Raw genomic sequence first — 12,363 nt, 5'->3', positions numbered from 1 at the left:
TTTAACAAGAGGAGCAAGAGATGAACCTGAAGTCGACACCCGTTGCAGCCGCGGTATTCGTGGCATTGGCCTGCCTGGGAACCACGGCCGGCGCCGTCACGCTCAAGATCGGCAACCAGGGCGATGCCCTGTCGATGGATCCGCACTCGCTCAACGAGTCGCTGCAGCTGACGGTGCTGGAGAACGTGTTCGAGACCCTGGTGTCTCGCGGCCCGGACTACAAGCTCACGCCGGGGCTGGCCACCGCCTGGAAGCAGACATCGCCGACCGTCTGGCACTTCGATCTGCGCAAGAACGTGCAGTTCCACGACGGCACGCCCTTCACCGCCGACGACGTGATCTTCAGCTACGAGCGCGCCAAGAGCGACGGCTCCGACATGAAGACCTACGTCGGCCAGGTCAAGGAGATCCGCAAGATCAACGACCACTCGATCGACGTCGTCACCAACGCCCCGTTTCCGATCCTGCCCGAGCTGTTCTACCGCTGGTTCATCATGAGCAAGAAGTGGTGCGAGGCCAACCAGGCCACGCGCCCGGTCGACCGGCGCAAGGGCATCGAGAACGCCGCATCCTTCCGCGCCAACGGAACCGGCCCGTACCGCGTGCGCGAGCGCCAGCCGAACGTGCGCACCACCTTCACCCGCAACGGCAACTACTGGGGCAAGGTCCAGGGCAACGTCGACGAAGTGATCTTCAACGTGATCGGCAACGATGCCACCCGCGTTGCGGCGCTGCTGTCCGGCGAGGTGGACGTGATGGAGCCGGTGCCGGTGCAGGACGTGGACCGCATCAAGTCCGCGTCCAACCTCAAGGTGCTGCAGGGCCCCGAGCTGCGCGTGATCTTCCTGGGCATGGACCAGAAGCGCGACGAACTGCTGTTCTCCAATGTCAAGGGCAAGAACCCGTTCAAGGACAAGCGCGTGCGCCAGGCGTTCTACCAGGCGATCGACATCGAGGGCATCAAGCGCAGCGTGATGCGCGGCGCCTCCACGCCGATCGCCGAGATGTTCCCGGCGCAGGTCAAGGGCTTCGCGCCCGACCTGAACAAGCGGCTGCCGTACGACCCGGAAGCCTCCAAGAAGCTGCTGGCCGAAGCGGGCTACCCGAGCGGCTTCGAAGTGGCCATGAACTGCCCGAACGACCGCTACGTCAACGACGGCGCGATCTGCCAGGCGGTGGCCGCCAACCTGGCACGGGTGGGCGTCAAGATCAAGCTGGAAGTCGAGACCAAGGGCACCTACTTCCCCAAGATCCTGCGCCGCGACACCAGCTTCTACATGCTGGGCTGGACCTCCAGCACGGTGGACGCGCACAACGTGCTGTATTCCATCATGTCGTCGCCGGGTGAGGGCGGCCGCGGCCAGTTCAACCTCGGCGCCTACAGCAACGCCAGGGTCGACGAGCTGACCGAGAAGATCGCCTCGGAGACCGACGACAAGAAGCGCACCGACATGATCCACGAGGCGATCAAGATCCACGAGGACGACATCGGCCACATCCCGCTGCACCAGCAGGCCCTGAACTGGGGCGCCAGGAAGAACATCGAGCTGGTGCAGCTCCCGGGCGATGAAATGGTGTGGAAGTACATCACCGTCAAGTGATGACAGGCACGCAGCAAGGCTGGTTCCATCGGGCCTGGCAAAGTGACGTCGGCTACAGCTTCCGCACCTCGCCGGTGGCGGTGGCTGCGGCCGTGGTCGCCTTCGTCTGCGTGTTCTGCGCGGTGTTCGCCAACGTGGTCGCCCCGTACAACCCGTTCGACCTGGCGACGCTGGAACTGTCCGACGCCTTCCTGCCGCCGGCGTGGGTGAGCGGCGGCAGCTCCAAGTACCTGCTGGGGACCGACGACCAGGGCCGCGACATCCTGTCGGCCCTGATGTTCGGCGCCCGGATCTCGCTGCTGGTGGGGCTGGCGTCGGTGGTGCTGTCGGTGATCGCGGGCGTGAGCCTGGGATTGCTGGCCGGCTTCCTGGGCGGCACGGTGGACGCCATCATCATGCGCGTCTGCGACGTGATGCTGTCCTTTCCGGCGATCCTGATCGCGCTGCTGATCGCCGGGGTCAGCCGCGCGCTGTTTCCCAACGGCAGCGAATACATCGCCTTCGGCGTCCTGATCATCGCGATCTCCATGACCGGCTGGGTTCAGTACGCGCGGACGGTGCGCGGCTCCACGCTGGTGGAGCGCAGCAAGGAGTACGTGCTGGCGGCGCAGGTCACCGGCGTCGCGCCGCTGCGCATCATGCGGCGCCACGTGCTGCCCAACATCCTGGGCCCGGTGATGGTGCTGGCCACCATCCAGGTGGCGACGGCCATCATCACCGAGGCCACGCTGTCGTTCCTGGGCGTCGGCGCGCCGGCCAACTCGCCCTCGCTGGGCACGCTGATCCAGGTCGGCAACAAATTCCTTTTCTCCGGCAACTGGTGGATCACCGTGTTTCCGGGCCTCATGCTGGTCGTGATCGCCCTGTCGGTGAACCTGCTGGGCGACTGGCTGCGCGACGCGCTGAACCCGAGACTGCGCTGAAGCGCCCCCAATGAGCCTGCTCCAAGTCCAGAACCTGGTGGTCGAGTTTCCCGGCCGCCGCGGCACCCTGCGTGCCCTCGACGACATTTCCTTCGAGATCGCGCCCGGCGAGATCCTCGGCGTGGTGGGCGAATCGGGCGCCGGCAAGTCGCTCACCGGCGCGGCCATCATCGGCCTGCTGGAGCCGCCCGGGCGCATCGCGTCGGGCCAGATCATGCTGGAGGGCAGCCGCATCGACAACCTGCCGTACGAGCAGATGCGCCGCATCCGCGGCCGCAAGATCGGCGCCATCTTCCAGGACCCGCTGACCTCGCTCAACCCGCTGTACACCGTGGGCCGGCAGCTGATGGAGACCATCCGGACCCACCTGCCGGTGGACGCGCAGGAGGCGCGCAAGCGCGCGATCGGCCTGCTGGAGGACACCGGCATTCCCGCCGCGGCGGAACGGATCGACCACTACCCCCACCAGTTCTCCGGCGGCATGCGGCAACGGGTGGTGATCGCGCTGGCGTTGGCAGCCGAACCCAAGCTGATCGTGGCCGACGAGCCGACCACGGCGCTGGACGTCTCGATCCAGGCCCAGATCATCCAGCTGCTCAAGCGCGTCTGCCGCGAGCGCGGCGCCGCCGTGATGCTGATCACGCACGACATGGGCGTGATTGCGGAGACCTGCGACCGGGTGGCCGTCATGTACGCCGGCCGGATCGCCGAGAGCGGGCCGGTGCACGAGGTGATCAACCAGCCGGCCCATCCCTACAGCATGGGCCTGATGGCGGCCATCCCCGACATCACCCAGGACCGGGAACGGCTGCACCAGATCGACGGCGCCATGCCGCGGCTCAACGCCATCCCGCCCGGCTGCGCCTACAACCCGCGCTGCCCGCGGGTGTTCGCGCGCTGCCTGGTCGAGCGGCCGGAGCTGCTGGATGCCGGCGCGACGCGCGCGGCGTGCTGGCTGCACGACGCCCACGCCGGGGCCGCGCAATGAGCGCCACCGCGGGCTCCGCACCGCTGGTCCAGGCGCACGACCTGGCCAAGACCTTCGACGTCTCGCCGCCCTGGCTCAACCGCGTGCTGGAGGGCAAGCCGCGGCTGCTGCTCAACGCCGTGGACGGCGTGAGCTTCGACATCGAGAAGGGCCAGACGCTGGCGCTGGTGGGCGAATCCGGCTGCGGCAAGAGCACCGTCGCCAAGCTGCTGGTGGGGCTGTACCGGCCGACCCGCGGCGGCCTGACCTTCGACGGCCAGGATGCCCACGCCGCGTTCAAGACAGCCGAGGGCCGCAAGCTGCGCCGCCGCATCCAGATGATCTTCCAGGATCCCTACGCCAGCCTGAACCCGCGCTGGATCGTGGAGGACATCGTGGGCGAGCCGCTCAAGGAGCACGGCATCGTCACCAACGAGGCCGAACTCGAGGAGCGGGTCGGCGGCCTGCTCAAGTCGGTCGGCCTGTCGCCGCTGGACATGGCGAAGTACCCGCACCAGTTCTCCGGCGGCCAGCGCCAGCGGATCTCCATCGCGCGGGCGCTGGCCACCCAACCCGAGTTCCTGGTCTGCGACGAGCCGACCTCGGCGCTGGACGTCAGCGTGCAGGCGCAGGTCCTCAACATCATGAAGGACCTGCAGCGCCAGCACGGCCTGACCTACCTGTTCATCTCGCACAACCTGGCCGTGGTGCGGCACGTGAGCGACCAGGTCGGCGTGATGTACCTGGGCCGCCTGGTCGAACTCGCCGGCAAGCACCACCTGTTCGACAACCCGCGCCATCCCTACACGCGGATGCTGCTGGACGCGATCCCGAAGATGCACGACACCGGGCGCGCGCGCACGCCGGTGCAGGGCGAGGTGCCCAACCCGCTGAATCCGCCCACCGGCTGCACCTTCCATCCGCGCTGCCCGCACGCCAATGCGCGCTGCAAGGCCGAGCGTCCCGCGCTGCTGACCTTCCAGGGCGTCAAGGTGGCCTGCCACGCGGTCGAGGAAGGCCGGATCTAGCCTCCCGGGTGAGTGACGCTTACGCGTAGCGCTTGCTGCGCAGGTTGTTCTTCATCTCGCGCAGCAACGGCTGCAGGCGCGCGCCGCCGATCCGCAGCGCCACCGAGGTGGCCAGCACGTCGATCACCATCAGGTGCAGCAGCCGCGACACCATCGGGCTGTAGCGGTCGTAGCCCTCCGGATGATCGGCCGCCAGGTGGATGTGACCGGCCGCCGCCAGCGGCGATCCGGTGGCGGTGATGACGATGGTGGTGGCGCCGTTCCTGCGGGCGATGTCGCAGGCGTCCATCAGGTCGCGGGTGCGGCCCGAGTTGGAGACCACCACTACGCAGTCGCCCGGTCCCAGCAGGGAGGCGCTCATCACCTGCATGTGGCCGTCGCTGTACGCGATGGTGTTCACGCCCAGGCGGAAGAACTTGTGTTGCGCGTCCTGCGCCACGATGCCCGAATTGCCCACGCCGTAGAACTCGATCCGCCGGCCGGTCTTGTAGGTTGCCGCCAGCGCCTCGCAGGCCTTGTCGATGGCCACGGTGGAGGCGTCGTTGCGGTATTTCAGGAAGGCGGCGACCGTGTTGTCGATCACCTTGACCAGCACGTCGCTGACCTTGTCGTCGGCGTCCACGCTGCGGTGGATGAAGGGCACGCCCTCGCTGACGCTGCCGGCCAGCTTGAGCTTGAAGTCCGACAGGCCGTCGTAGCCGACGCTGCGGCAAAAGCGCACCACGGTCGGCTTGCTGACGTGGGCCCGCTCGGCCAGTTCGCTCACCGGCAGGTTGGCGAACGACCGCGGATCGGACAGCACGAGGCGCCCCACGCGCTGCTCCGCGGGAGCCAGCGAGGGGATGGAGGCCTTGATGCGATCCAGCATGACAACCTGTTCTCAATCAGTCGGGGACAGAGCTGAAGATCTGTCCGCGCGTCAACACGCTTCCGACCAGCAGTAGCCGTCGCGGGCGATCATTGCGCTCGACGCGCTCGGTCCCCAGGTGCCGGCCGCGTAGGGGCGCGGGCCCTCGGTGTCGGCCGCCCAGTGATCGAGCACCGGCTCGACCCAGCGCCACGCCTCCTCCTGTTCGTCGCTGCGCACGAACAGGTTCAGCCGGCCGTGGATCACGTCCAGCAGCAGCCGCTCGTAGGCGCCCACCCGCTCGGAGCCGAAGCGCTTGTCGAAGTCCAGGTCCAGCTGCACCGGGCTGAGGGCGGCCTGCTGGCGCCGGTTGTCTGCACCTTGCGCCAGCAGGTGCAGCTCCAGGCCGTCGCGCGGCTGCAGGTTGATCACCAGGCTGTTGGCGGCGCCCAGCGGCGACTTGAAGATCGCATGCGGGGCCGGACGGAAGTTGATGACGATGTGGGCGTCGCGCGCTGCCAGCCGCTTGCCGGTGCGCAGGTAGAACGGCACGCCGGCCCAGCGCCAGTTGGCGATCTCGGTGCGCAGCGCAACGAAGGTTTCGGTCGGGCTGTCCGGGTCCACGCCCGCTTCCTGCCGGTAGCCCGGCACCGGCTCGCCGTTGACCACGCCCTCGGCGTACTGGCCGCGCACGACCTCCTGCGACAGCGCCAGCGCGCTCCACGGCTTGAGCGAGCGCAGCACCTTGAGCTTTTCGTCGCGGATCGCATCGGCATGGGCGTTGATCGGCGGCTCCATCGCCACCGCGCACAGCAGCTGCAGCGCGTGGTTCTGCACCATGTCGCGCAGCGCGCCGGTGCTGTCGTAGAAGGCGCCGCGCTTTTCCACCCCCAGGTCCTCGGCGATGGTGATCTGGATGTTGGCGATGGTCTCGCGCCGCCACAGGGGCTCGAACAGCGAGTTGCCGAAGCGCAGCGCGAACAGGTTCTGCACCGACGGCTTGCCCAGGTAATGGTCGATGCGGAAGATCTGGCGCTCGCTGAACGCGCGCCGCACCGTCTCGTTGATCGACCGGTTGGAGGCCAGGTCGTGGCCGAGCGGCTTTTCCAGCACGATGCGGGTCGCCGGCGTGTTCAGGCCGGCCGCCGCGAGCTGCTCGCAGGCGACCGTGAACAGGGACGGCGCGGTGGCCAGGTACATCACCACCGTCTCGGCATTGCGCTCGCGCAGGACCTCGGCCAGGTGCCGGTAGTCGGCCGGCTTGGACAGGTCCACGCGGATGAAGTGCAGCAACGCGGCGAAGCGGTCGAACTCCTCGGCCGACGGCCGCTTGGCCAGTTCCACCTCGTCGAAGCGCGAGCGGATCAGGGCGCGGTACTGCTGGTCGGTGAGCGCGTCGCGGGCGACGCCGATGATGCGGCCGCCTTCGGGCAGCGTGCCGTGGCGGAAGGCCTGGAACAGCGCCGGCATCAGCTTGCGCCAGGCGAGGTCGCCGGTGCCGCCGAACAGGACGAGATCGAAACTCATGGGTGGATCCTGGACATTTCGAAGCCATCCACTGTAACTTAGTTTCATGGGCCGGGCCCGCCGCCGTAACCGCCCGCAGCCGCGGCGCGGCGCTGTGGCGACTGGTGTTTTCCCCGTGGGTTGCGGACAGGTGCCGCCGCTATGCTCGCCAGGTAATCAAATTACCGAAAGTGCAGCATGAAGAACATCCTGGCGGCGGCGCTGCTGGCGGGCTCGGCGATCGGGGCGTCGGCCCAGGGCCAGGTCAACGTGATCTGTTCGGTGCAGGCCGACTGGTGCAACAACATCGCGACCATCTACTCGCGCACCACCGGCACCAAGATCAACGTGGCGCTCAAGGGCTCGGGCGAGGCGCTGGCGCAACTGATCGCCGAGAAGGACAACCCCAAGACCGACGTCTGGTTCGGCGGCACCGGCGACCCGCACCTGCAGGCGGCGGAGCAGGGCCTGACGCTGGAGTACAAGTCGCCGACGCTGTCCCAGCTGCATCCCTGGGCCCAGCAGCAGGCGCAGCAGTCGAAATACCGCACCGTGGGCATCTACTCGGGCCCGCTGGGCTTCGGTTACAACCCCGAACTGCTGGCCAAGAAGAAGCTGCCCGTGCCCAGGACCTGGGCCGACCTGACCAAGCCGATCTACAAGGGCGAGGTGCAGGTGGCCAATCCAGCGTCCAGCGGCACCGCGTACACCATGATCGCCACGCTGGTTCAGTTGATGGGCGAGGAAAAGGCCTTCGACTACCTCAAGGCGCTGCACAAGAACGTCAGCCAGTACACCCGCTCCGGCACGGCGCCGATCAAGGCCGTCGCCCGCGGCGAAACGGCCGTGTCGATCAGCTTCGTGCACGACGGCCCGGGCGAGAAGATGCAGGGCTTCCCGGTGGAGACCATCACGCCGGCCGACGGCACCGGCGCCGAGATCGGCTCCATGAGCATCGTCAAGGGCGCGCGCAACCTGGAAGCCGCCAAGAAGTTCTACGAGTGGGCATTGACGCCGAGCGCGCAGGAGATCGCGTTCGCCGCCAAGTCGTTCCAGGTGCCGTCGAACAAGGCCACCAGGATCGATCCCAACGTGCCGGACTTCCGCAAGATCAAGTTCATCAACTACGACTACGCCAAGTACGGTTCCAGCAGCGAGCGCCGGCGGCTGATCGCGCGCTGGGAAAAGGAAGTCAACTCGCTGCCGCGCTGAGCGGCGCCGGGGCCTGCCGTGCAGCGACGCTCACCGAACTCGGCGCTGCTTGCCTGGTGCGCGGTGGGCGCGCTCGGCTACCTGCTGCTGCCCTGGTATGCGCTGCAGGACGGCAATGGCCTGCTCGCCGTGGACCGCGTGTTGGGCGATGCGGAGACGGCCAACGGCCTGCTGCAGGCCGCCCTCTACGGCCGACCCTGGCTGGCGCTGGGCGCGCTGGGTCTGGCGATTGCGTTCGCCGCCGCCCTGCTGCGGCCGGGCCGCGCCCAGGGCGGCGTGCTGTTGCTCGGCGGGCTGGTCGGTGCGGTGGGGCTCGCCGCCAGCGGCTTCCTGATCGGTGCCAAGGGCTGGAGCTTTGCCTGGCTGAACGCCGCCTTCGGCGAGCTCGGTCGCAACCAGTTCGGCATCGGCTGGGGCGGCTTCATCGCGCTGTCGTCGCTGGTGCTGCTGACGGCCTTCGGGCTGGCGCGGCTGGGCCGCTTCAAGGGCGACCTGTTCGTGGCGGCTGCGGTGGCCGCCTGCGGCACGCTGATGGCGGTGTTCATCCTGTTTCCCGTGCTCAAGGCCCTGAGCAGCGCCTTCCTGGCCGAAGACGGCAGCCTGTCGCTGGCGGCGATGTGGGAGCGCGTGGCCAGCGAACGCAACTTCGGCCTGCAGTGCCTGGCCGGCGGCGTGCGCTGCGGCGTGGCCTGGAACACGCTGTTCCTGGGGCTGATGACGGCGACCGCCACCACGGTGCTCGGCACGATGATGGCGCTGATGGCCGAGCGCACCGGCAAGCGCTTCGGCCGCGCGCTGAACGTGCTGGCGATGCTGCCGATCATCACGCCGCCGTTCGTGGTCGGCCTCGGCCTGATCCTGCTGTTCGGCCGGGCCGGCATCGTCAACCAGCTGCTGGAGCAGGCATTCGGCCTGACGCCCTCGCGCTGGTTCTACGGCTGGTTCGGCGTCTGGATCGCGCAGACCTTCGCCTTCACGCCGATCGCCTTCATGATCGTGCGCGGCGTGGTGCAGGCGGTCTCGCCCAGCCTGGAGGAGGCCTCGCAGACCCTGCGGGCGACGCCGCGCCAGACCTTCCTGACGGTGACGCTGCCGCTGCTCACGCCCGGCCTGGCCAACGCCTTCCTGGTCGGTTTCATCGAGAGCATGGCCGACTTCGGCAACCCGGTGGTGGTGGGCGGCCAGTTCTCCGTGCTGTCCACCGAGATCTTCTTCGCCATCGTCGGCGCGCAGTTCGACCAGGGCCGCGCCGCGTCGCTGGCCTGGATCCTCACGCTGTTCGCGCTGGCCCTGTTCGCCGTGCAGCGGATGCTGCTGGGGCGCCAGAGCTTCACCACCGTCAGCGGCAAGGGCGATGGCGGCGTGGCGATGGCGCTGCCGGCCGGCGTGCGGCGCATCGTCTACGGCGTCGCGCTGCCGTGGATCGCCTTCACCCTGGTGGTCTACCTGTTCGCCTTCGCCGGCGGCTTCGTCCAGACCTGGGGCCGCGATTACACCCCCACGCTGAACCACTTCCGCACCGCGTTCTCGCTGGAGTGGGGCCCGTACGGCATGGTCTGGGCCGGCACGGCGTGGAACTCCTTCTTCACCACCGTCAAGCTGGCCGCGCTGTCGGCGCCGCTGACAGCAGCGGTCGGATTGATGATCGCCTGGCTGCTGGCGCGCACCGAATTCAAGGGCCAGGGACTGTTCGAGTTTTCCGCGCTGCTGGCGTTCGCGATTCCCGGCACGGTGCTGGGCGTGAGCTACATCCTGGCCTTCAACGTGCCGCCCTTCGAGCTGACCGGCACCAGCCTGATCATCGTGCTGTGCTTCATGTTCCGCAACCTGCCGGTGGGCGTGCAGGCCGGCTCGGCCGCCTTCAAGCAGCTGGACCGCTCGCTGGACGAGGCCTCGGTGATGCTGCGCGCCTCCAGCCTGCAGACCCTGCGCTACGTCGTGCTGCCGCTGCTCAAGCCGGCGCTGGTGGCGGCGCTGGTGTACAGCTTCGTGCGCTCGATCACCACCGTGTCCGCGGTCATCTTCCTGGTGACGGCGGAAAACGAGCTGGCGACGACCTACATCATCGGCCGCGTCGGCAACGGCGACTACGGCGTCGCGCTGGCGTATTGCACCGTGCTGATCCTGCTGATGAGCGCAGCGATCGCCATGATCCAGTTCCTCGTCGGCGAACGCCGGCTGGGCCGGCGCAAGCTGGCGGTCCGGCCGGTCCTCAGCGCAACCCCGGGCATCCCATGAGCACTTCCGACGGCATCGAATTGCGCAACGTCAGTAAGCGTTACGGCCAGGACGCTGCGGCGCCGCTGGTGGTCCAGGAGATCAGCTTCAGCGTGCCGGCCGGCACGCTGGCGACCATCCTCGGGCCCTCCGGTTGCGGCAAGACCACCACGCTGCGGATGATCGCCGGGCTGGAAGCGCCAACGGCCGGCCAGATCCTGATCCAGGGCCGGGACGTGACCACGCTGGGCCCGGCCGACCGCAACGTCAGCATGATGTTCCAGAGCTACGCGCTGTTCCCGCACATGAACGTGCTGGAGAACGTCGGCTACGGGCTGAAGATGTCGGGGCTGGGGAAGGAGACGACGCGCCAGCGGGCCCAGGAGGCGTTGCGCAACGTCGGCCTGGTCGGCTTCGACCTGCGCCAGCCGGGCGAGCTGTCCGGCGGCCAGCAGCAGCGCGTGGCGCTGGCCCGCGCGCTGGTGCTGGAGCCGGCCGTGCTGCTGTTCGACGAGCCGCTGTCCAATCTCGACGCCCGGCTGCGGCGCGAAATGCGCGAGGAGATCCGCGCGCTGCAGCAGCGCCTGAAGCTGACCGTGGCCTACGTCACGCACGACCAGAGCGAGGCGCTGGCGGTGAGCGACCAGATCATCGTGATGGACCATGGCGCGATCGCGCAGCGCGGCACGCCGCAGGAGCTGTACGAATTTCCGAAGAGCGAGTTCGTGGCCGGCTTCATGGGCGAGGCCATGTTGTTCCCGGCGCGCGCCGATGCCGCCGGCACGGTGAGCCTGGGGCCGCTGCGGATCGCCTCGCGCCAGGGCGTGGCGCAGGGCGCGGTGAAGGTCGCGGTGCGGCCCGAGGCCTGGCACATCGGCCCGCCGGGCACCGGGCTGGCGGCACGTCTGGCCAAGTCGGCCTATCTCGGCAGCAATTACGAATACAGCTTCGAGACCGAACTCGGGCCGATCTTCGTGGTCTCGCCCGACCTCGGCAACGTGCTGGACGTGGGCGCCGACGTCGGGCTGCGGCTGGCCGACCACGGGGTGTCCGTGGTGCAGGCTTCGTAGCGGCGGCTTGCCTCTGCCGCCGCCTCGCGCGGGATAATGGCGCCATGAACCAACTCGACGCGCTCAAGCAGTTCACCACCGTGGTCGCCGACAGCGGCGACTTCCGCCAGCTGGCCCAGTTCAAGCCGCAGGACGCGACCACCAACCCGTCGCTGATCCTGAAGGCGGTGCAGAAGCCCGACTACGTGCACCTGCTGCGGGAGACCATGGCGCGCTTCGGCAACCGGCCGGTCGACGAGACGATGGATCGGCTGCTGGTGCGCTTCGGCGCCGAGATCCTGTCGATCATTCCCGGCCGCGTCTCCACCGAGGTGGACGCCCGCCTGAGCTTCGACGCCGACGCCAGCTACAGCCGCGCCGAGCGCATCATCGAGCTGTACCAGGCCGAGGGCATTTCCACCGACCGGGTGCTGATCAAGGTGGCTGCCACGTGGGAGGGCATCCAGACGGCGGCGCGGCTGGAGCGGCGCGGCATCCGCACCAACCTCACGCTGCTGTTCTCGTTCTGCCAGGCGGTGGCCTGCGGGCAGGCCAGGGTGCAGCTGATCTCGCCCTTCGTGGGCCGCATCTACGACTGGTACAAGAAGACCGCCGGCAGCGCCTGGGACGAGGCGGCGCAGTCTGGCGCCAACGATCCGGGCGTGCGCTCGGTGCGCCAGATCTACAACCACTACAAGCACTTCGGCATCAAGACCGAGGTGATGGGTGCCAGCTTTCGCAACACCGGCCAGATCGTGGCGCTGGCCGGCTGCGACCTGCTGACGATCAGCCCGGAACTGCTGGCGCAGCTGGCCGCCTCGGAGGCGCCGCTGGCGCGCGCGCTCGATCCGGCGCAGGCCAGGGACATGGCGCTGGAGCCGGTCAACTACGACGAGGCGTCGTTCCGCTTCGCCCTGAACCAGGACGCAATGGCCACCGAGAAACTGGCGGAAGGCATCCGCGCCTTCGCCGTCGACGCCGTCAAGCTCGAACAGTTGATGAAGGCCGCCTGA

General features: G+C 68.4%; 10 protein-coding genes. 8 read left to right on the top strand and 2 right to left on the bottom strand.

The genetic code is table 11. From position 1 onward, the window contains the following. Positions 1–20: 20 nt before the first annotated feature. Genes ACFPOE_RS01600 through ACFPOE_RS01585 form a run of 4 tightly spaced genes read left to right on the top strand, consistent with a single transcriptional unit; the run spans position 21 to position 4,519 of the window. Entirely contained in the window at positions 21–1,601 is a 1,581-nt protein-coding gene (locus ACFPOE_RS01600) for an ABC transporter substrate-binding protein (protein WP_376848245.1), read from the top strand. Continuing rightward, positions 1,601–2,524 (top strand): ABC transporter permease, encoded by a 924-nt coding sequence (locus tag ACFPOE_RS01595; RefSeq protein WP_376848244.1) that lies wholly within the window; start codon positions 1,601–1,603, stop codon positions 2,522–2,524. Before ACFPOE_RS01600 ends, ACFPOE_RS01595 begins: the two co-directional genes overlap by 1 nt. A gap of 10 nt (positions 2,525–2,534) precedes the next feature. Further along, positions 2,535–3,512, top strand: coding sequence for an ABC transporter ATP-binding protein (locus ACFPOE_RS01590; RefSeq protein ID WP_376848243.1), 978 nt, complete (start codon positions 2,535–2,537; stop codon positions 3,510–3,512). Next, positions 3,509–4,519 carry an ABC transporter ATP-binding protein gene (locus ACFPOE_RS01585; RefSeq protein ID WP_376848242.1) on the top strand — a complete coding sequence of 337 codons (1,011 nt, stop codon included), beginning with the start codon at positions 3,509–3,511 and terminating at the stop codon, positions 4,517–4,519. Before ACFPOE_RS01590 ends, ACFPOE_RS01585 begins: the two co-directional genes overlap by 4 nt. Before the next feature lie 19 nt (positions 4,520–4,538). Here the strand turns inward: ACFPOE_RS01585 and ACFPOE_RS01580 are convergent, their stop codons facing one another. Then, positions 4,539–5,387, bottom strand: a complete 849-nt coding sequence (locus ACFPOE_RS01580; protein ID WP_376848241.1) for a MurR/RpiR family transcriptional regulator — start codon at positions 5,385–5,387, stop codon at positions 4,539–4,541. 51 nt (positions 5,388–5,438) lie between these two features. Beyond that, complete coding sequence (gene zwf / locus ACFPOE_RS01575) at positions 5,439–6,893, bottom strand: glucose-6-phosphate dehydrogenase (protein ID WP_376848240.1); 1,455 nt, start codon at positions 6,891–6,893, stop codon at positions 5,439–5,441. Positions 6,894–7,070: 177 nt separating this feature from the next. Between zwf and ACFPOE_RS01570 the strand changes: the two genes are divergently transcribed. Genes ACFPOE_RS01570 through tal form a run of 4 tightly spaced genes read left to right on the top strand, consistent with a single transcriptional unit; the run spans position 7,071 to position 12,363 of the window. Further along, positions 7,071–8,084, top strand: coding sequence for an ABC transporter substrate-binding protein (locus tag ACFPOE_RS01570; protein ID WP_376848239.1), 1,014 nt, complete (start codon positions 7,071–7,073; stop codon positions 8,082–8,084). Positions 8,085–8,102: 18 nt separating this feature from the next. After that, the gene (locus tag ACFPOE_RS01565) at positions 8,103–10,322 is read left to right on the top strand and encodes an ABC transporter permease (protein WP_376848238.1); all 2,220 of its coding nucleotides are present in this window, start codon (positions 8,103–8,105) and stop codon (positions 10,320–10,322) included. Then, positions 10,319–11,371, top strand: coding sequence for an ABC transporter ATP-binding protein (locus ACFPOE_RS01560; RefSeq protein ID WP_376848237.1), 1,053 nt, complete (start codon positions 10,319–10,321; stop codon positions 11,369–11,371). Before ACFPOE_RS01565 ends, ACFPOE_RS01560 begins: the two co-directional genes overlap by 4 nt. Before the next feature lie 44 nt (positions 11,372–11,415). Next, on the top strand, positions 11,416–12,363 hold the full coding sequence (gene tal, locus ACFPOE_RS01555) for a transaldolase (protein WP_376848236.1): 948 nt from the start codon (positions 11,416–11,418) through the stop codon (positions 12,361–12,363).

The sequence above is a fragment of the Caenimonas terrae genome (assembly GCF_042655405.1).
In the GTDB taxonomy this organism is placed as follows: domain Bacteria; phylum Pseudomonadota; class Gammaproteobacteria; order Burkholderiales; family Burkholderiaceae_C; genus Ramlibacter; species Ramlibacter terrae_A.
The sequence above is the reverse complement of the archived record's forward strand: the minus strand, read 5'-3'. Positions and strand labels throughout refer to the sequence as shown.

Coding starts and splice junctions, on each gene's coding strand:
- ACFPOE_RS01600 (WP_376848245.1), top strand. CDS start 21: ATGAACCTGAAGTCGACACCCGTTGCAGCCGCGGTATTCGTGGCATTG.
- ACFPOE_RS01570 (WP_376848239.1), top strand. CDS start 7,071: ATGAAGAACATCCTGGCGGCGGCGCTGCTGGCGGGCTCGGCGATCGGG.
- ACFPOE_RS01580 (WP_376848241.1), bottom strand. CDS start 5,387: ATGCTGGATCGCATCAAGGCCTCCATCCCCTCGCTGGCTCCCGCGGAG.
- tal (WP_376848236.1), top strand. CDS start 11,416: ATGAACCAACTCGACGCGCTCAAGCAGTTCACCACCGTGGTCGCCGAC.
- ACFPOE_RS01585 (WP_376848242.1), top strand. CDS start 3,509: ATGAGCGCCACCGCGGGCTCCGCACCGCTGGTCCAGGCGCACGACCTG.
- ACFPOE_RS01560 (WP_376848237.1), top strand. CDS start 10,319: ATGAGCACTTCCGACGGCATCGAATTGCGCAACGTCAGTAAGCGTTAC.
- zwf (WP_376848240.1), bottom strand. CDS start 6,893: ATGAGTTTCGATCTCGTCCTGTTCGGCGGCACCGGCGACCTCGCCTGG.
- ACFPOE_RS01590 (WP_376848243.1), top strand. CDS start 2,535: ATGAGCCTGCTCCAAGTCCAGAACCTGGTGGTCGAGTTTCCCGGCCGC.
- ACFPOE_RS01595 (WP_376848244.1), top strand. CDS start 1,601: ATGACAGGCACGCAGCAAGGCTGGTTCCATCGGGCCTGGCAAAGTGAC.